The organism is Paracholeplasma morum (assembly GCF_016907055.1).
GTDB lineage: Bacteria > Bacillota_I > Bacilli_A > Acholeplasmatales > UBA5453 > Paracholeplasma > Paracholeplasma morum.
The window spans coordinates 15,817-35,837 of the sequence record NZ_JAFBBG010000010.1; the positions used below are offsets into that span (position 1 = coordinate 15,817).

At 34.1% G+C, this 20,021-nt stretch carries 20 protein-coding genes; 3 read left to right on the plus strand and 17 right to left on the minus strand.

Annotated features, from left to right (window positions below):
- Positions 1 to 2 precede the first annotated feature (2 nt).
- The 9 genes from JN09_RS05390 to JN09_RS05430 all read right to left on the minus strand — a co-directional run bounded on the left by JN09_RS05390 (position 3) and on the right by JN09_RS05430 (position 7,441).
- Positions 3 to 410, minus strand: coding sequence for a hypothetical protein (locus JN09_RS05390; RefSeq protein ID WP_204433537.1), 408 nt, complete (start codon positions 408 to 410; stop codon positions 3 to 5).
- Positions 411 to 614: a helix-turn-helix transcriptional regulator gene (locus tag JN09_RS05395; RefSeq protein WP_204433538.1), complete on the minus strand. Its 204-nt coding sequence runs from the start codon at positions 612 to 614 to the stop codon at positions 411 to 413.
- Between the two features lie 140 nt (positions 615 to 754).
- Positions 755 to 2,113: a 23S rRNA (uracil(1939)-C(5))-methyltransferase RlmD gene (gene rlmD / locus JN09_RS05400; protein WP_204433539.1), complete on the minus strand. Its 1,359-nt coding sequence runs from the start codon at positions 2,111 to 2,113 to the stop codon at positions 755 to 757.
- 92 nt (positions 2,114 to 2,205) lie between these two features.
- Positions 2,206 to 3,384: an acetate kinase gene (locus JN09_RS05405; RefSeq protein ID WP_204433540.1), complete on the minus strand. Its 1,179-nt coding sequence runs from the start codon at positions 3,382 to 3,384 to the stop codon at positions 2,206 to 2,208.
- 113 nt (positions 3,385 to 3,497) lie between these two features.
- On the minus strand, positions 3,498 to 4,130 hold the full coding sequence (gene trhA / locus JN09_RS05410; protein WP_204433542.1) for a PAQR family membrane homeostasis protein TrhA: 633 nt from the start codon (positions 4,128 to 4,130) through the stop codon (positions 3,498 to 3,500).
- On the minus strand, positions 4,099 to 4,611 hold the full coding sequence (locus tag JN09_RS05415) for a pyroglutamyl-peptidase I family protein (protein ID WP_204433543.1): 513 nt from the start codon (positions 4,609 to 4,611) through the stop codon (positions 4,099 to 4,101). The genes trhA and JN09_RS05415 overlap by 32 nt, the downstream gene beginning before the upstream one ends.
- Positions 4,608 to 5,129 carry a tRNA (cytidine(34)-2'-O)-methyltransferase gene (locus tag JN09_RS05420; protein WP_204433544.1) on the minus strand — a complete coding sequence of 174 codons (522 nt, stop codon included), beginning with the start codon at positions 5,127 to 5,129 and terminating at the stop codon, positions 4,608 to 4,610. The genes JN09_RS05415 and JN09_RS05420 overlap by 4 nt, the downstream gene beginning before the upstream one ends.
- A gap of 1 nt (position 5,130) precedes the next feature.
- The gene (locus tag JN09_RS05425) at positions 5,131 to 6,060 is read right to left on the minus strand and encodes an epoxyqueuosine reductase (protein ID WP_204433545.1); all 930 of its coding nucleotides are present in this window, start codon (positions 6,058 to 6,060) and stop codon (positions 5,131 to 5,133) included.
- A complete protein-coding gene (locus JN09_RS05430) occupies positions 6,041 to 7,441 on the minus strand; it encodes an MATE family efflux transporter (protein WP_204433547.1) in 1,401 nt (466 codons plus the stop codon). The genes JN09_RS05425 and JN09_RS05430 overlap by 20 nt, the downstream gene beginning before the upstream one ends.
- A 238-nt stretch (positions 7,442 to 7,679) precedes the next feature.
- Here JN09_RS05430 and JN09_RS05435 point away from each other — a divergent pair, with 238 nt between their 5' ends.
- A complete protein-coding gene (locus JN09_RS05435) occupies positions 7,680 to 8,813 on the plus strand; it encodes a glycoside hydrolase family 88/105 protein (protein WP_204433548.1) in 1,134 nt (377 codons plus the stop codon).
- A gap of 48 nt (positions 8,814 to 8,861) precedes the next feature.
- Here the strand turns inward: JN09_RS05435 and JN09_RS05440 are convergent, their stop codons facing one another.
- Together JN09_RS05440 and JN09_RS05445 are read right to left on the minus strand one after the other, a co-directional pair.
- Positions 8,862 to 10,283, minus strand: a complete 1,422-nt coding sequence (locus JN09_RS05440) for a nicotinate phosphoribosyltransferase (protein WP_204433610.1) — start codon at positions 10,281 to 10,283, stop codon at positions 8,862 to 8,864.
- An 81-nt stretch (positions 10,284 to 10,364) separates the two neighbouring features.
- Positions 10,365 to 11,057: a DsbA family oxidoreductase gene (locus JN09_RS05445; RefSeq protein ID WP_204433549.1), complete on the minus strand. Its 693-nt coding sequence runs from the start codon at positions 11,055 to 11,057 to the stop codon at positions 10,365 to 10,367.
- Between the two features lie 98 nt (positions 11,058 to 11,155).
- On the opposite strand from JN09_RS05445, the gene cls reads away from it, so the two are divergent.
- Positions 11,156 to 12,667: a cardiolipin synthase gene (gene cls / locus JN09_RS05450; RefSeq protein ID WP_204433550.1), complete on the plus strand. Its 1,512-nt coding sequence runs from the start codon at positions 11,156 to 11,158 to the stop codon at positions 12,665 to 12,667.
- 40 nt (positions 12,668 to 12,707) lie between these two features.
- Here cls and JN09_RS05455 read toward each other — a convergent pair whose 3' ends face one another.
- Positions 12,708 to 13,391 carry an SGNH/GDSL hydrolase family protein gene (locus JN09_RS05455; RefSeq protein WP_204433551.1) on the minus strand — a complete coding sequence of 228 codons (684 nt, stop codon included), beginning with the start codon at positions 13,389 to 13,391 and terminating at the stop codon, positions 12,708 to 12,710.
- Positions 13,392 to 13,523: 132 nt separating this feature from the next.
- On the opposite strand from JN09_RS05455, the gene JN09_RS05460 reads away from it, so the two are divergent.
- Positions 13,524 to 14,087 (plus strand): DUF1836 domain-containing protein, encoded by a 564-nt coding sequence (locus JN09_RS05460; protein ID WP_204433552.1) that lies wholly within the window; start codon positions 13,524 to 13,526, stop codon positions 14,085 to 14,087.
- Here the strand turns inward: JN09_RS05460 and JN09_RS05465 are convergent.
- The 5 genes from JN09_RS05465 to rdgB are packed head-to-tail and all read right to left on the minus strand — an operon-like array spanning position 14,078 to position 20,010.
- A complete protein-coding gene (locus JN09_RS05465; RefSeq protein ID WP_204433554.1) occupies positions 14,078 to 15,163 on the minus strand; it encodes a hypothetical protein in 1,086 nt (361 codons plus the stop codon). The genes JN09_RS05460 and JN09_RS05465 overlap by 10 nt on opposite strands.
- On the minus strand, positions 15,160 to 18,144 hold the full coding sequence (locus tag JN09_RS05470; RefSeq protein WP_204433556.1) for an EAL domain-containing protein: 2,985 nt from the start codon (positions 18,142 to 18,144) through the stop codon (positions 15,160 to 15,162). The genes JN09_RS05465 and JN09_RS05470 overlap by 4 nt, the downstream gene beginning before the upstream one ends.
- Positions 18,145 to 18,147: 3 nt before the next feature.
- Positions 18,148 to 18,999 (minus strand): choline/ethanolamine kinase family protein, encoded by an 852-nt coding sequence (locus JN09_RS05475; RefSeq protein WP_204433557.1) that lies wholly within the window; start codon positions 18,997 to 18,999, stop codon positions 18,148 to 18,150.
- A gap of 1 nt (position 19,000) precedes the next feature.
- A complete protein-coding gene (locus JN09_RS05480; RefSeq protein WP_204433558.1) occupies positions 19,001 to 19,444 on the minus strand; it encodes a metallophosphoesterase family protein in 444 nt (147 codons plus the stop codon).
- Positions 19,441 to 20,010: an RdgB/HAM1 family non-canonical purine NTP pyrophosphatase gene (gene rdgB, locus JN09_RS05485; protein ID WP_204433563.1), complete on the minus strand. Its 570-nt coding sequence runs from the start codon at positions 20,008 to 20,010 to the stop codon at positions 19,441 to 19,443. The genes JN09_RS05480 and rdgB overlap by 4 nt, the downstream gene beginning before the upstream one ends.
- Between the last annotated feature and the right edge of the window lie 11 nt (positions 20,011 to 20,021).

Sequence of the window (20,021 nt, forward strand, 5' to 3'; positions counted from 1 at the left end):
TTTTAATATTTTTTCATGTATACGGAACCAATGATCGAATTGAAAATGGTTTCTATCAAAAATAAGCCTGCAAGAATTGTAGAAACGACCATCGTTTCTTCAAAGAACCCAAAACCAATGATTCCAAAAACAGTTAGAATCATGTGGAAATAATACCCAGCGGTATATGTTTTTTCTCTAATCATAACCATACGTTCATCTTTAGCTTCTAACTCACTTTTCGCTAAATACTTTTTATTCTTACCCATTACTAAAGAAACAAGTATTAACGATAACCCAAAAGACATAAAGAATCCTTTCAGATAATCTGTTAGAAACGGTCTGATAAAATCGATGCTAAAAAGCAGTAATGATATTATACCAATAATCAACATTAAATTTAAATACTTCTTTACACTAAATGATCTCATTTAAATCTCTCCTTCTTCAACCATGAAAATTTCTTCGATTGCTTTATCAAAATATCTAGCAATCTTAAATGCCAATAATATTGAAGGGTTATACTTACCCTTCTCCAGTGATATGATGGTTTGTCTAGACACACTTAACGCATTCGCTAAATCTTCTTGGCTAATCATCTTATCTTTGCGAAGTTCTTCTAATATGTTCTTCAAGTTATCACTCCAATGTAAAACGAACTTTACATTCTCATTATAAATCTAACTTTTTGTAATGTCAAGCACACTTTACATTTTTTTCGAGATAAAAAAAACCACAACTTTGATTTTTAAATAAATTTGTGGTTTTATCTAGTTTATTTCAATGAAAGCAATGTTACGCTCTCAACTTGTGCAGTGAAAGGGAACATGTCAAATGGTGTGATTGATTCGATGTTGTACACTTTTGATAACATGTTTAAATCCTTAGCGAGTGTAGATGGGTTACAAGATACATAGATAATCTTTTTCGTCTTTTGTTTGATTAAGAACTCACATAGACTTTCTCCTAAACCTGTTCTAGGTGGGTCAAAGACAATGATATCTGGAGAAACCTTCTTTTGCTTGAGTAAAACTGCTACATCTCCTTTAAGTAAGTCGATGTTCTTATTGACGTTTTGAATGATGGTTTCTTTTGCACTTTGGTAGGATGCATCAACAGATTCAATAGCGTATACGCGTTTCACATGTGGTGCGATATACTGTGCAATTGGAGCGATACCGCTATAGGCATCAACAACCACATCAGTTTTCTTGAAGTTTCCTAACTCAGTAATCTTATTGTAGAGTTGATTGGCTTGTCTAGGGTTTAATTGGAAGAAAGCATCTGGTTTAAGTGAGAATACAACATCATTTAAGACTTCATTAATTGTTTCTTTACCTGCAATAAGGTGTGTATCTTTGGTGAAGAATTCTCTTGATTTCAAGTCATCATTAATGACTGCATATACAGATACGATTTCTTTAATTTTTTCTACTAAATATGCCCCTAACTTAGTGACTTCTTCGTCTTTTTCTTTTAAGATAAACGTTACTTGTACTTCACCCGTAGCAAGTGCTTTTCTGATGATAATAAAGCGAACAGTTCCTGTTTTTGAAGTGTTGTTATAGGCAAGCATTTTACGCTTATCCATTTGATTTAGGATTAATGTGTAAAACTTATTGATGTCTTCTTCTTGAACTGGACAATCATTGATTTCTACTAAATGATTTGAGTTTGGTTTATACATACCAATGATGTTTTTACCTTGTTTGTATTGTAAAGGTAAAGAAGCTTTGTTACGATAATGAGTCTTGTCTGGAGATGCTACCGCTTGTTTAATCGATCTTAAGTCAAACGGGTTTTTGTAGTAACGTTTTAAAGCCTGAATGATTAAATCCCTCTTCAATACGAGTGTTTCTTTATAATCTAAGTGTTGAAGTTGGCATCCACCACATTCATGGTAAACTGGGCAAAACGGATCAACACGTTTTGGATTTCTTGTTTTAATATCGACAAGTTTAGCTTTATAGTAAGTGTTATTATCTTCTAATATTTCCGCAGTTATGGTTTCTAATGGTAAGGCAAAGTCTACAAATACTGCCTTTTTCTCGTGATATCCAATACCTTCTCCATTGATCCCTAGTCTTTTAATTTCTAAATCTATTATTGTTCCTGGTCTAAGTCTATTTTCCATTTTATATCACCGATTCAATTATACCACGCGAATAGAATATCTAACCCACAAACTAGAAAAAAACGGATGAAGTCATCATCCGTTTATATGGGTTATTTGTGTGAAATTCTGATAGTGTCTCTTGCAATCATGACTTCTTCATCGGTTGGAATGATGAAAACCTTGACTTTAGAGTCAGCTGTTGAGATTAGTCTTTCGCCTCTGAGTTTATTGAGTTCAGCGTCTAGTTTTACCCCTAATACTGCTAAGCGATCAATAATCATTTGTCTTAATACAGAGGAGTTTTCACCGATACCTGCTGTGAAGCAAATAGCGTCTAATCCACCCATGTAGATGTGGTAAGAACCGATGTAATCAGCGATTTGTTTAGCTTGAACATCGAATGCAAGTCTAGCACGTTCATTGCCTTCTACGATGGCTTGTTCGATGTCTCTGGCATCATTAGAAATACCTGAGATACCAAGGTACCCAGACTTCTTGTTTAGGATGTCTGTGATTTCTTGAGCAGATGCATTTAACTTATTAGCCATATAAGATGTGATAGCTGGATCGATTGAACCAGATCTTGTCCCCATTGGGAAGCCTTCAAGTGGTGTGAATCCCATTGATGTATCGACGCAATGACCATCCTTAACTGCTGATAATGAAGCACCGTTACCAATGTGACAAACGACAACTTTAGTATCTGTGGTTCCCATTAGTTGGTTTGCTTTTTCAGATACATATTGATGGCTTGTTCCATGGAAACCATATTTACGAATGCCATATTTTGTATACCATTCATAAGGTGTTCCATATAAATAAGCGTCTTTGTCCATAGTTTGATGGAATGTTGTGTCAAATACTGCTACTTGAGGTACATTTGGTAATACCGCTTTAAAAGCTTTAATGCCTGTTGCGTTTGCTGGGTTATGAAGAGGTGCCATTTCGCCTAAATCAACGATTTGTTGTAATACTTTTTCATCGATTAGTACGGAATCTTTAAACACTTCTCCGCCTTGAACAACTCTATGTCCAACGCCTTCGATTTCGTTGATGTCTTTAATTACGTGATGTTTGATTAGACCTTCTAGTATTAAGTTTACCCCAACACCATGATCCAAAATACTTGTTTCAACTACATGTTTTTCACCGTTGTATTTGATGGTGAATAATGCATTTTCTGATCCAATTCTTTCCACGATACCCGAAGTGATTTGTGTTTCACTTGGCATATCGAGTAATTGAAATTTAATGGATGAACTGCCCGCATTGACTGCCATTACTTTCATATTAGTCATTCTCCTTCTATTCTCACATTAATCTTAATATAAATTTAACTTTATTGCAAGTGAATAAACATAAATTATGAATATTTATTCACCTAGTTAACGAATCTAACTTTTTACATCAAATACCCATAAATTGCAATAAAATGTAATAAAGTTCCTAAAAAAACGAATATATGCCATACAAAGTGACTATACTTAAATACCCTAGAGAGTGCATAGAATATTACGCCAATCGTATAGGCAATGCCACCAGCTAAAATGTAATAAAATGCGCTAGATGAAAAGGTGTATAATGGTCCAAATAGTGATAAACCACTCCATCCTAATAACAAGTAAAGCATTAAATGTGGCACTTTAAATTTATTAATTTTTATCGCTTTAAAGATGATCCCTAAAAGGATTAAAACCCATTGACCAACTAAATAATACCAACCAAGCGGTTTATCGACAACCATAATGAATATCGGCGCGAATGTTCCACCGATTAACACATAAATGGATATATGGTCAAAACGTTTGAATACGCGTTTAACTTTTGAATCGTTTCTAAATGCGTGATAAAGGGTACTCATGGAATAAAGCGTAATAATCGATAATCCAAATACTAGACTACCAAATACCTCATAGCCATTTGTTGATTTTAATAACATCAATACTAAGGCAATAATTCCTAGTATCGCGCCAATTCCATGGCTAATCGCATTGGCGATTTCCTCACCTAATGTTTGAGTCTTTTTCAATTGCATAAATGATCTCCTCTACTTTCGTTAGCGTATGTTCAGATTCCATAATCGGAACGTGAATGAAAAGTGTATTGGGGTTTTTAAGTAAAACCTTGTAATAAACGTAATTACATAAATACCTACCTGGATCAACAGAGATCTCTTCCGGTTTTAGAATAGATTCTAAAGCCAAAGAGGTTTTCAGTATAATTCCATCTTCAATAATGACCGTATTCTTAATTTGGATATTTCTATTATCCGGAATGCGCATATTGAGTTCGTTATAGGCATATTTCTCCGCTGTTACAAACTCTCTATTGGCCTCACCCAACATAATTATCCAGTCATATGACTCTAAGTTAATTTCGTCAAGTGCTTTAGTGGCCTCACGTACAGATACTGGTAAAACTATCTTAGAATAATGTTGATTTAACTTTTCCAAAATCTCTTCTGACTGATTTGTAGGTCTATTATCAAACGGTTCAAATGCAGTAATCAATGTCATTTAAACTGATCCAAGAAGTCCTTTCCTTTTAAAGTCGCTGGTTCTTCTTTAAATAATCCTTCAAACCCAGTTTGTCTTAAGACTTCAAATGATACCAATGCAACACAGTTTGATAAATTAAGACTTCTAATCTTGTCAGTGGTTGGAATTCTAAAACACGTATCAATATGCTCAGCTAGTATGGTTCTATCAACACCAGTGGATTCCTTGCCAAAAATGAGATAAACCGGACCTTCAAGTTTTGTGAAATCGAAGTCACTATAGGTTTTATGCCCATATCTGGTTAAGAAAAAATAATTGCCTGGATTTTTGGATTGAAAGTCGTGATAGTTCTCATAGAGTGTATAGTCAAGATGAACAATATAGTCTAGTGCACTTCTTTTTAGATACTTTTCATCAAGAGAAAACCCAAGTGGTTTGATTAAGTGCAGTTTGGCATTGATACCAACACAAGTACGCATGATATTGCCAGTATTTTGTGGGATTTCCGGTTCAAATAAGACGATGTTTAAATCCATATTATACTCCTTTTAGGTTTTTTAAAACCTTTTGTGCCGTGTCTTGATACCACGGCATATCGTATTTCATCAATGAAGCTTCAATCAGTTCATTGTATAATGTATTTTTTGTTTTGTTTAAGACTAATAGGGCATTTCTCATTAAAAGTGTTTTACCCTTCCAAAGGTATGCCATATTTCGATACTTTAGCTTGAATGCTTTGTCTGAAAGTGTGAATAGGTCAATAACCGATACTGCTTCTTTCCCTGACAACTCAAACTCTGGATGGATTTTTTTTCCTTTATTAATGTTTTTCGGACAAACCATTTGGCAAATATCACAGCCAAATAGTGCATAGTTTTTAGACATTTCAAACTCGGTCAGTGGACGTTTGGTTTGGTTAAAATGACTAATACATTTAGACATCTCATACCCAGACTCCTTGATTGCGCCAGTAGGACATGCATCGATGCAGATATGACAGTCCCCACAATCATCCAAAACCTCTAACACAAAAGGATTACTTAACTTCATATCAATGAAGATCATCCCTAAGAAGATGTAAGAGCCATACGTATCATTAATAATTAATTGATTCTTTCCAAAGAACCCTAACCCCGCTAAGACTGCAGCTAGTCTTTCATCATGTGGGTGATTATCTATTCCATAACTATAGTTGATAGGAGAGTCTTTAAATACTTGTTTAACACGTTTTGACAAAACCTCGTGGTAGTCTTGTCCAAATGTATAAAAAGAAGGAACTAAATGGGATAAGGAATGTTTAATGGTCCTTCTTGGATAGGACAACCCAACAACAGCAATCGTGTCATAAGGAATATCCAAAGAGTCTTTTCCTTTCTTTTTAAGTGCAGACTGATAGGTTTCCTTATCAATCAAACCAAATAGATCAAAGGATTCACTTAATCTTTGTTTAAGTGCTTCTAATGTCATCTAAATGCACCTTTCTCTCAAAATCAATCTTAGTATAGAAATAGTGACCGACAAATAAAATGATTATATTAGATAAAACCATCGCATACCAAATACCCGCATAACCAACTTCGGTAGCATACATAAAGAATAAGACTAGTGGCACCCTAAGGATCCATAATCGAGTGAATGTCATCGCAAAAGCATATTTATTATTGCCTGAACCATTGAAGACAGATAAGTAGGTTTGGAATAAAGACATTAATGGCTGAGTCCCCAAAATCCAAATAGAGTATTCAACGGTTACATCCACAATCGCTTTGTTTTTTGAACCTACGATGAACTCAGCAATTGGTTTTGAAACCGGAATGATCAGTAAGACACCAATAAGCATTAAGATTACGGATAAGTTTCTTGCCAGTTTATAAGATTCTCTAGCCCTAGTAGGGTTATTATTTCCGATATTTTGGCCGATATATGCGGTAGCTACAGAGCCAATTGCCATAACTGGGTTTAGTAGTAAAGACGAGATTCTATTCCCGGTTGAAAAACCTGATGAAACCACATCACCATAACTTAGAATCATCGACTGAATCACCGCAAACCCTAATGAACTGAAGGCTTGTGCAGCAGCCGATGGCATTGCATATTTTGAAATTTCTTTAATGATAGGTAAATCAAATCCAAGATCTTTAATCGTAAGTCTTGAATGTTTTTTACTAAAGAATAAGTCATATATCGCAAAGGGTACAATCACAATCTGGCTAATTAAAGTAGATAAACCTGCACCATGTATGCCCATATTTAACACACCAATGAAAAACCAGGTTAATACAATATTTAGTAAGATAGCAACCACAGATAATATCACTGGAGATAATGTGTCCCCACTTGCTTGTCTAATGGCTTGATAAGCTAAAAACACATAAACGAAAACAAACTCGATAGATCGGTATCTAAAATAAACAATCGCAAACTCAAGTGTATCGCCTTTCGCACCCATCCAGCTTGCAATCAAAGGGGCGCCAAAGAATAATAAAGCGTTAACTACTAATCCAAGAACCACACTATAACTAATCAACTTACCACCATAAGTCCTAGCTAGGTTGTCTTTACCTGAACCGATGTATTGACTTATGATTCCAATACCAGCAATTCCTAATCCAACCCCTAGTGCGTTAAATATGTTATAAATTGGCCAGTGAATGTTAATCGCTGCTAAAGTAGATGCAATCACTTCTTCTGAGGTATCCATTCTCGCAAGGAAATAGGAGTCTACAATATCATGAAGTGACTTGAGCATGTTGCTGAAAAAAAGTGGCAATGCCAGTATTATTAGACCTTTTAGGATCTTAGAATCATGTAATATCAAATGTTTTCGGTCTTGTTTTTCGTTTTGCATTTCCATACCCTCTTTAAATAACATATTCATTATACATAATTAGTGACGTCGATTCAATCATATATATTTATATATGGGAAATATTCTTTTTCGATTATCAAATTGTTTAATTTATATTAATATTCTAACTAAATCGTCTATTACTACAAACGATTCTCTAATTAAGATAAATATCGTCATTAAGCCTTTCTTAATTAGTTTTTTTAGGCTATAATAGGTATGAAAGTGAGGCTTTATTATGAAACTAATTGATGATTATATTGATAAATTAATGGCCGGTTCCACCCCAGATAAACCGCTTTGGAACATTGAAGCCATTAGGCATGGTAAAACACCAGCTTGGAACTATGTGGATGGGTGTATGATGACATCACTTCTGTCCTTATATGACCAAACAAAAGATGAAAAATATTATGAGTTTGTCGAGAATTTTGTCGATTACTATGTATTTGAAGATGGCTCATTAAGAGGCTATGAACAACATACCTATAACCTAGACGATATTTGTGAATCTAGAGTTTTATTTGATTTGTTCGAAAGAACCAAAAAAGAAAAATACTCAAAAGCAATTGAACTTACCTATAGACATGTCTTAAGACAACCAAGAACAAAAGAAGGCAGTTTTTGGCATAAATTAATCTACCCACATCAAGTATGGCTAGATGGACTATTTATGGCTCAACCTTTTTATACGCGCTATGAATCTTTACGTAACAATCAAAGAAACTACGAAGATATTTTAAACCAATTTAAGGTCGCAAGAAACAATTTGTTTGATGAAAACCATCAGTTATACTATCATGGTTATGATGCGTCAAGAACTGCATTTTGGGCAGACAAAACTACTGGATTGTCACAAAACTTTTGGTTACGTGCTACTGGTTGGTATGTAGTAGCTATCACCGATGTTATCGGCTATTTGGATCCGTCATATGAACCTAGACAATCCTACTTCTTTCCACTCTTAAAAGAAGCGATTGATGGGCTTTTGTCTTATCAAGACCAAAAATCTAAGCTCTTCTATCAAGTCATTAACCATCCGAATGAACCTCAAAACTATTTAGAATCCTCTGGGTCTTCCTTAATTGCTTATGCCATTTTAAAAGGCGTGAGATTAGGGGCATTACCTAAATCATATATCGAAAAGGGCCTGGAAATATTTGACGGAATTACAAAAACCTATATCACCAATAAAAATGGTGATCTAAACATGGGTGGCATTTGCCTAGTAGCTGGTTTAGGACCAGACAATAATTTAAGAAGAGATGGCAGCATCCCTTATTATTTATCAGAACCTATTGTAGAGAATGATGCAAAAGGCGTTGGCCCTTACATCATGGCATATACCGAAGTCAAAAAAATTAGAGAATAATTAAAAAAACATCATCTGGGGATTATCCCTCCAAATGATGTTTTTTCTCTATTGTTTTTTAGAATACTGTTCAATTAAGTCTTGTTTTAAATCCCAAAGCTTTCTTGAAAGGTCCACATAATATGGATGTGGTTTTTCAAAACGTTTAACTTCTGCCCATAATGTGTTGATTTGGACTTCATAGTGGGCTTTAATCTCTTTTAGTGTTGGCTTATCATAGACAAGTTTACCTTTAATAAAGATTGGTTCTAGTAATGAAACCGCTGTAAAGTTTGAGACCATTTTCTTCTTCCATGGGAAGTTTGGATCAAATAGTAAGTATGGTTTCTTATTATCGATGATTTCATCTTCTAAGGTAACCACGTCTGCGATAGCCATTTTCGATTCATTATCAAATAAACGGTATAGTTTCTTAGAACCTGGATTCGTCGTTTTGACAACGTTGTCTGAAAGTTTCATCTTTGGAATGAGTTTGCCATTATGGTTTAGTGCTGCAAGCTTATATACACCACCAAATACAGAATCACTTTTAGAAGTAATTAAACGTTCACCTACACCAAAAGCATCAATCGCTGCACCTTGTTCAACTAAATTACTAATTGAGTATTCATCTAGTGAGTTAGATACCGTGATTTTTGTATCTGTCAAACCTGCTTGATCAAGCATTTCTCTAGCTTTAATTGACAAATAGGCAAGGTCTCCACTGTCGATACGAATGCCTTTTAATGGATACCCATTTGGTTTTAAATAGTCTTGATATACTTTGATGGCATTTGGAACCCCTGAATTAAGGGTCGAGTAAGTATCCACTAATAACACTGTATCATTTGGATAAGTATGTGCATAGGCTAAGAATGCTTCATATTCAGAATCAAAGCTTTGAACATAAGAATGCGCCATTGTCCCTAATGCAGGGATGGAGAAGTCTCTGTCCGTAATCGTATTTGAACTTCCGGCTGCACCTGCAATGTAAGCGGCACGGGCACCAAAGGTTGCCGCATCATAGCCCTGTGCTCTTCTAGAACCAAACTCTAATACAGCTCTGCCTTTGGCTGCCGATACAATTCTAGATGTTTTGGTTGCGATTAAGCTTTGATGGTTAATCGTTAGTAATAACATGGTTTCAATCAATTGGCATTCAATGATTGGCCCTCTTACAGTTAAGACTGGTTCATTAGGAAAAATTGGTGTCCCTTCTTTAACTGCATACACGTCACAAGTAAATTTAAAGTGTCTCAAGTAGTCTAAAAAGCCTTCATCAAATAAATTTCTTGATCTTAAATAAGTAATGTCTTTCTCGGTAAATGACAATTCTTGAATATACTGGATTGCTTGTTCAAGACCTGCCATAATGGCATAACCACCTTCATCTGGAACCGATCTAAAGAATAAATCAAATACTGCTTCTTCGTTTTTATTATGAGCAAAATAGCTATTTGCCATTGTTATCTCATAGAAATCAATTAACATGGATAAATTTCTCACTGTATCCCTCCGCTTTAGGTCTATTATATCAAAAAACACTTCTTTCGTACGAAAAAAGTGTTTTCATTATTTGCGATTACAGTTGTCACCAACACAATATTCTGTCTTGGAGTGATTCTTTGGTCTTTCCTCATAATATAGGTCTTCAAGCATCTCTAAAAATACATAAGTAGGTTGCGCTCCAGGTAGTCCGTATTTGTGATTTGCTACAAAGAAAGGAACGCCATTAACACCGATTTTTTCTGCTTCGATGATGTCTTCTTGGATTGCATCATTGTGTGCTACAGAATGATAGCATTCAATAATTCTTTCCTTAGTGAGTCCAGCTAATAAACCGTACTTAATTAATACTTCTAAGGATCCAATGTTCTCACCAAGTTCAAAATGGGATTGATAGATTGCATTAATGAACAGAGTTTGTTGATCTTGACCGTGAATTTCTTTTAGTATCTTATGTGCAAAAAGGGTAGTTGTTGGAATCAAATCTTCAAAATTCATTTTAATCCCATCTTCAAAGGCCATTTGTGCCAGTCTGTTTTGAATACTAGTTGCTTCTTCTACACTAATGTCTTTGTGCCTTGCTAATACCTCTGCGCTTGATTGAGTTTCTTCTGCCGTGATATAAGGTTGTAATAGATAGCTTTTATAAGAAATGGTAACATGAGAATCTTTTTTTAGTTTTTTAAGGGCATCTTCAAAGCGTTTCTTTCCGATGTAACAAAAAGGACAGCTGAAGTCTAGCCAAATATCGATATGCATAATTACCTCCTATATTAATTATAGTGAATCCAAACATAAAAGACAAAAGATTTACCCTACAAGCGCCATTTAGGTTATAATTAGACTAGGTGATTATAGTGGAAAAATTAATACGCTTCTTAACACATAGAATAACCATTGTTGGTATTTTAATCCTTATACAACTATTTGTGTTTGGATATTTAGTATTATCCGCATCTAGATATGCAAAACCTGTGCTTTACACGTTAGAAGTTCTAAGTTACGTGGTTGTTTTTTTTGTCATAATCTCAGATGAATCTCCAAATTATAAAATAGGTTGGATCATCCCAATATTGGTTGCGCCAATATTTGGTGGGTTCTTCTACATTCTCTTTAAACAGCATAAACTCTCAAGAAAAGTTCGAAGTCTATTCATTAAGATTGACTCTGTAAGAAAAGAAATACTCCCTAATCAATCTGAACTGTTATCAATGTCAGATCCACTCATCAATAAACAAGTTGTTCATCTTCTAAATGATCACTGGCCTTTATATCAAAATACGAAAGCAACATTTATCGCTTCTGGAGATCAAAAGCTTATTCATTTATTAGACATACTAAGAAAAGCTGAACACTATATTTTTATGGAGTATTTCATTGTCAATACTGGACAAGTATGGAATGACATCTATGAAGTGCTTAAAGAAAAGACGAAACTAGGTGTGAAGGTTGTCTTAATCTATGATGATTTTGGTAGTTCCCTTAATCTTCCCAATCGTTTTGATAGAGACTTGAGAAAGCATAATATAGATGTCATTAAATTCAATCCGATGAAACCTAGACTTAACCTGATGATGAATTACCGTGACCACAGAAAAATAGTCGTGGTTGATGGCAAATATGGGCTTACTGGTGGCATGAACATTGCGGATGAATATATGAATCTAAAAGAACGATTCGGTCATTGGCAAGATGCAGCAATATTGCTCGAAGGTGAAGCAGTTCACACTCTAACTCAAATATTCTTACAAACTTATCGAATATACCAAAAAAATGTGGATTTTAGTCTATATCAAACCAAACATTCTGTTCTTGATAATGGCTATGTAATCGCATTTGCTGATTCTCCTTTAGATAAAAACCCTATTACAAAACATACATACATGCAAATGATTCAGTTTGCCAAAAAGCAAATCATCATCACAACACCCTATTTCATTATTGACCAAGAACTACAGACAGCGCTGAAACTGGCTGCATTATCTGGTGTTAGAGTCGATATAATTGTTCCAGGCATTCCTGATAAAAAGTATGTTGCTGTTGTTTCCGAACACTATTATCAACTGTTAATCGGATTACCAAATGTGTATATCCATAAATATAAAAAAGGATTCATCCATTCCAAAATCTTGTATGTTGATGATGAGGTCGCAGTTATCGGAACGACCAACTTTGACTTTAGAAGCTTATACTTACACTTTGAAAACTCTGTGTGGCTATACAAATCAGATGCACTCATCGATATGAAACAGTACCTTGTTGAGTCCATGAAAGCCTCTGTACTCTTAACCCAAAGTGATTTAAACAAACGAGGCGTAATCTACAGACTATACCAAATGGTTTTAGTTGCCTTCTCTCACTTACTATAACAAAAGCCTCCTGTAATGGCTCATTACAGGAGGTTTTTTATTAGAAATTGCGATTGGTTGTTTTATCTAAATGAGACTTGAATGTTTCATAAATCAAACCTTGACCCTTTTCGTTTAGATGCATACCATCTAAGCAATATAAACTTTCGACATCGCCTTGTTGTTCGACGGCTTCTCTTAGAGGAATAACCTCAACCTGATAGGCATTTGCGAGTTTAAGTATCACTTCATTATAAGCTTTTTGATGTTCATAGATTTTTCTCTTTGTCCCGAGAAAACTCAAAATGCTATCTTTGTCACGATTTTCAGAGATAAAGTTATAAAATAAATTATGATCTAATGGTGGGATGCTAACCAATACAGGCGTAATACCTTGAGTTATCAAACGCTCGATTAGGCCACTTAGTTCTACTTCAAAGATATCTAGAGGTGTTTTGGTTTGATGAATCCCATATGGATTTCGACTAACTTCATCCCAATTGTAATCACAGTCATTTCCACCAATTTCTAGAATGATTTTACTGTTGGTTTCAAGCGTGTCTTGTTCAATGATTCGTTTTGCTTTTTCAATGGTTAATCCAAACTTGGCATAATTTTCTAGTGTATATCCATGTTCAATCAATTGATTGATTCCAGAGTTCTTTAATAACATGTGTTTCTTTTCTTTTTCATCATAGATAACACCTTTTAACAATGAATCACCAATAACTATAATTTTACTCACAAGCTCATCTCCTTTATATTTATATCATCTAGTTTTCAATACTAGTATACAACATAACAAAGACTATTTCAAGAGAATGATACTTTTTTATTGTTTTTTTAGTAATCATGTTATAATATTTTTGGTGATACTATGAATGAAATAAAGTCATTATTCGAATTACTCGAAATGTTTAAGACACCTAGCTACGATAAGATACCTGATATTGAGTTGTATATGGATCAAGTGTTGACCTATATCAAAAAACAACTTCCACCAGTTAAACCTCAAGATAAAGAGATTTTGACTGGTTCTATGATTAACAACTATGTTAAAGACAACGTCATTAAAAATCCTAAGGATAAAAAGTATGACAAAGATGCAATAGCTCTTCTAATCATGGTAGCGAACCTAAAGAGGGTTTTACCGATTTCTGATATCAAACAAATCTTCCAACAAAAAGATGGGTTTACAGAAAATCTATATGCAATATACCAAAAACAACTTGAAACTGTCATCAAAGACATTGAGTCTGCTGGACCATGGGTAAACCATAGCTCTGAGCTCGATTTAACAGAGATTGCATTATCACTTGCTGTGGATGCTTCTATCAAGTCGTACATCGCTCATGTGATTATTAGCGGGACAAATCCAGAACCTGTGAAAGAAAAGAAGAAAAAAGAACCTAAAGACAAAGAAAAAAACGTTCATGCCTGAACGTTTTTATATTTTTCAAGGGCATTACCAATGGTGTATACCTTATATTCGCTTGTTTGACTCTTAAGCCAGTTTAGAAGTTTTCTTGCTTTTGAATTACTTTTAGTTAAGCTAATCATATGTAGTAAATTTGACTCATAATAAGGATGATCATAGTCTTTTAAAGTCTTAATGTGTGTCGCCCTATTTTCATCTTCTTTGATGAATCTAAAAAATGCTTTTAGAAGTTCAGGCGTTGGTTGAGTTAATAACATTGGCGCTTTATTCTCAATAATAGAAGTCATTTCATAGAGTTTATTTGCTTGTTGGAGTTTCATATAGCGAACGAACTCTTTTTTTTCTGGATCGACTTCTTTCCAATTATCAAGCATTTCAAGTAAGGATATACGCCATAATACTCTGTTGTGACTCTCTTTTTTTATGTTTAAGTCCTTAGAATAGTTATCCTTTATCTTTTGTAGTAATCCATAATCAAAGGTGTCTAATAGTAGGGTTTCATAAAATTGTAATGACATATTCGATAATTCACTAAAGATGATATCTTTCGATAGATGCGAATAAACTTCATTAATGATGACACTAGCTTCACTACGATAGTCATCAATTAAATCCAATGTATCTATTTTGCGGTATCTAACTTCATGCATTTTCTTGTTGAAAAAGTGTGTTTCGTAGACAATCATTTTCATACTTGTCTGATCTAAAGACATGGTTGAAAACCCGACTCCACCAGTTTGATAGGTTCGGTGGGTTGGATGACCGACAATATCATTTCTAATATACTTAAGTTCATGCAGGTTTTTGTTCATGTTGATGTTAATTGAGTATTTATGGCTCATCGTAATTCGAGTCATATCGTATAACGCGTCAATTGAGACAAACAAGTTTTGAAGTAATCCAAAGATATTTATTAATAATTTGGGCGTATTTTTTTCGGTTAACTGGTCTAAAAAAGCATTATTGATGTGTTCGGATTGCTTCAGTGCCTGTATACAAGCGATCAGTTTGTAGTAATTTTGAGTGTCTTTCTCAAACCCATTCATCGATTTGATTTTATCGAGTAGTTCAATGCTCACACTACCACTCCTTTGATTTTATTAATCATAGATAACTCATTCATCTTCTTTCTTGAATCCAATTGATAGATTGGTGAGTACTGCTTCAACTTATGTAAATCCTTATCTTCTAATCTGTCGAAAACCAGTCCTATGCCATGATGCTCAGCATATTCTTTTTGAGCAAATAGATAATCAAAGACTTTGCTGTCATCGAGTTTAAAACGGTCTGTCAAATGCACAAAGTGAATGTCTTTAATCATATAATTAAATGACTCAACACCAATATGAATACCTAAATCAGACAGTTCTTTCAACCTTAGAAAATCTAGGTCAGATAGACGGTCAGATTTAATTCTAAGCTCATATAATGTATAAGGCAAATCATGCTGTTTCAACAATCCGATGAAAAAAGGATTAAACTCTTTGGATCTAACCGTTTCTTCATCAATATCAATTGAGAGCCTAATGTACTTACCGGTTTCTTTTTCGAGTTTTTGAAGAAACTTAGCACTGGTTTTCAAAATATATCGGTCAAATCTTTCGATGATTGAGCGTTTTTTAGCAATTAGACTGTAATAGTTAGAATCCACCATTAAATTAGGAACGCAGGGATAAACTGAGTATCCAAACACTTTATTGGATTTAAGATGAATAATTGGCGAGAATTGAATTTCTAAGGACTCATTCATAATGCCCATGTTCATTTGTTCAATAATCGAGAGTTCAAAATGTTCTTCTTTGTAATCTTCAAAATCAAAATAATGATAGAACGATTTTTGGCCACGTCTTTTAGCTCTTTCCAGGGCTAGACCCAAGAAGCTATATAGTTTCTCAGATTTGGTTTCTGTTGTATTAATCGGATACCTAATGACCCCTGAATTGAAACTGAAGTGTTCATTAATGCCATCAGAATGGGCGATAAGTGCTTCGCCGTAGTCCCTCATCGCTTTTTCAACTGCTCTAACATCATTAATCGGCAATACGATTAGTAACTTGTTGTTATCAATCAGGTAAACATCTTGTTTAAAGTGGTTAAGATGTGCTTCAATAAAGTGTTTAAAGAAACTATCGACTTTGGATAATCCATATAGGGCTTGAATGTTTTCAAGGCCATTTAACTCTGTTAATATGAAAGTTGTTTTTTGATTGGTAAAAAAAGACAATTTCTCCTCAAATGCAAATCGATTGGCCACGTTGTTCTTTTGGTCAATTAAAGCTGTTTTTAGTAAGTTATCTTCGTAGTTCTTTTGTGAGGTAATATCTTTAAACTTGCTTAGGATGATGCGTTTATTATCGACGATGATAAGCGTGGATGTTTCTTCAATATCCTTATCTTGATACTGATAGTTAATCGTCGATTTCCCCGTAAGGGTGGATAAGAAGTTTTTATATCGAATTTGATCTTCGCCTCGTAGTTGCTGATTAAATGCTGATATTGGCGCATACTTTGGAAAATCAAATAGTATAAGTGCTTGTTTATTAAATCGCATTAAGTCGTCTTCGACTACGCGATAGGCTGTCAAATCACTTTGATATATGGCTTTAAATAGGTCTTTTTCAAGTTCTAAAGAATGAAGAACAATATCTTTTTTGATTACGTTAAATACCAATACAGATAGCATGTTGAAGAAATCATCTTCAATAAATACATTCTTTGTTTCAGTTTGATAAAATACGATTGACCCTGTTGAATCATGATAAGTATAAAGTTGATTGATATGATCTTCATAAGGTTTTCCAGTGAGGACATCAATTGGCCATCTTACGAGGGTACGTGATTCAATGATGTCTTCCTGTCTATCAAAGGCTACATGCAAAACACTCTTAAAAAAATGTTCTTTTAACAGGGGTTTTTCATATAGTCTTCCCATTTTATAATGGTATAGTTTGTTAGGATCAACGTATATTACAGCTTCTTTAAATGGGTATTTCTTTTCAGCAATCATCAATAATTGACGTATTTTCTCTCTTAACCCTTTTATTTGATAGATTTCGATATCCTTATTTAATAGTGAACGGATGTAATCAAATGCTTCAGACTGTTTAACTTTATTGACTTCAATGATTTTTTCTTTGATTTCTATTTTAAATGGTTCTGATTCTAATTCTTCTTTTTTAATCTGTTTAGGTTTAACAGGGGTGTCGATTTTAGGTTCTTGTTTTTTAAGAGACTTCAGTTTTTTTGAATAGTTTTCTAAGGATAATTTATCATTTTGCCTCTTATAAACATCGATTAATAATTCATAAATCTTTTTTTGTGTTTCATAGTCTAATTGTTCAAAACGATGCTCATGTTCAACTTCGTACAAAGAAGCCTGACGATACTTATCAGAAAGAACATAGAGTTTTAAATAATAGTAGTCAAAGCTAGCATCCGTTTTACCTTCAAGAAGTTTTTCAAGCATTACGACATCAGCTTTTTCAACATAGATGTCTAACTCTATTTTTTCTAGTCTAAATCTGGTTTGTGGGTCAAGTTTAGTATTTTTAAGTGAGTTAATGCTTAAAAGTGCTAAATCAAATTCATGATTGCCTATGTACTTATCGACTTTTTCAATTAAGAAATTCGATTTAATTTCATCAGGCAACACTTCTTCTAGTGCTTGATCAATTAACTCAAAATAAGGCATATTAAGTGCTTTATGGAGCTTGATTAAGTCTAAATAATACAAATAGTGCTTAAGAATAGGCAACGTCTTTCTGCGTTGATTAATGGCTTCAATCGCATTATCATAGTCTTTCTTTTCAATATATGCATCGACGGTTTGTCTTAGTGCTTTTTCATAAAGAGGATCGTCTTGTCGGTTTTTTAAAGATGTCATAATATGCGTCAATAGTTGTATAGCAGTATCTGAGTTGCCATATTCAATCAATATATCAGCATAAAAAGATTCTACTAAGAGAATCTCATTTAAGTCGTGTGTTTCGGCTAGAAAAGCCTCTATTTCTTTAAAACTCTCTTCAGTTTTCGGTAGTTTCAATAGGGCTTTAATGTTCATTTGTTATACCTCGTGGTATTCTTTTTCCAGTTGTGTAGCTTTTTCTAAGTATTTTAAAGCAACCACATCAAACGGAATATGCAATTTTTCAGATAGACCGATTTCATGTTTGAAGGTTGCTACTTGATGCCATTGTAAGGTTTGAAACATACGGTAGAAAATCAGTTTCTTCATTTCTTCTTTGGTTGGTTTTCTACCCAAATAAACATCCAATAATGCTTTAGCATCACTAAAATCCATGTTTCCAAAACATGCTATATCATAATAAGGATCGTTATTTCCTGTGAATTCAAAGTCTACTACTAGGGCACGTTTGTCAGTAATAATGAAATTAGATGGTTGTGCATCTCCGTGACAAAGTACTAAAGGATCATTCTTATAAAGTTCATATAACTTTAACCAATGGTCTTTTAATACAAAATAGTTATCATTATGAGTATGATTCAACTTCTCATACTTCTTTAGTCTGCCAATCATATCGTAATCATTCAACGCTTTTAATCCAGATCTGTGAATTACTTTTAGTGTGTTTGATACAGCTTCTAAGTGATTATGTCTATCGAGTGTCGATAAAATTTCACCTTCCACATACTGTGCGACTTTAATCCCAGAGACCAAATCTAAATAAACAGTATGATTCGTTATCCCCAGTGGTTCAACCAGTTCGATATTTTTAAGCTCAATACCACGATCGACAAAGTTTTCTGCCTTTTCACCAGGTAATCTGAATGTGTATTTTGCACCATCTGCCTCGATGACATAAGTATAATTACTCATCCCACCTAAAAGTCTATGAACAATACACACTTCTTTGTTCAGTATTTGACTTGCTTTTTCAATAATTAACGTTTCCATTTTATACTCCTTTTTTTAAAACAATTTGACCATCTTCATAAATCGCATATTCAGGAATAATGTTGGATATTGCGCCTGGATTAATCAATATGATATTTTTATAATTTGTTATTTTTTGAACATGTGTGTGACCATAAATGACGTAATCCACTTTGAGGTTTAAAGCGAGATCAATCAATTTATCCAAACCATACTTAACGTTTTCAGTATGTCCATGTAGTACCAAAAAGCGTTTGTGGTCAATGGTTTTTACAATGTGAATCGGCAATTCTAAAAACCGATCAGCATTTCCACTAACGGCTTCAATATGCAATTGGTCGTACTCTCTTTGAGTAATCACTAAATCACCTGCATCTAGATGAAGGTCTCTATCTGAGTGTAGATTTTGAATCATTGATAAACGATCAAATCTACCGTGGGCATCAGATGTGATTAGGATTTTCACTTGAATGACTCCTTAACCAAATCTAGCGCAAGTGCTCTATGAGATATCGTATTTTTGGTTTTCGTATCCAGTTCTGCTAAAGTCTTATCCATTCCGGGAATATAGAATACTGAATCATATCCAAATCCGTTTGTGCCTCGCCTTGACGTTGTAATCAATCCATCTAAACGGCCTTTGAAACTTTGATAGCTTTGGTCCTCAGGGTTGTAAATCACAATGACCGTCATAAAGTAAGCATCTCTAAACTTAGACCCATTTAATTCGTCTAAAAGTAGATCAATATTCGCTTCATCGCCTAAACCTGAATATCTTTGAGAAAATACCCCTGGTGCACCATTTAAGGAAGTGACGCATAGTCCTGTATCATCTGCTAAAGTAAGCATGTTATGTTTCTTTGCGAAATAACTGGCTTTTAACAGTGCATTTTCAAAGAATGTGTCTCCAGTCTCTTTGACATCATCAAAATCTTTAAGGTCTTTTAAAGAGATGATATCAAAAGAATCCTTTAAAATCGCTTCGATTTCTTTTTTCTTAAACTCGTTTTGTGTGGCAACTAACAATCGCATAAGAACGCCCC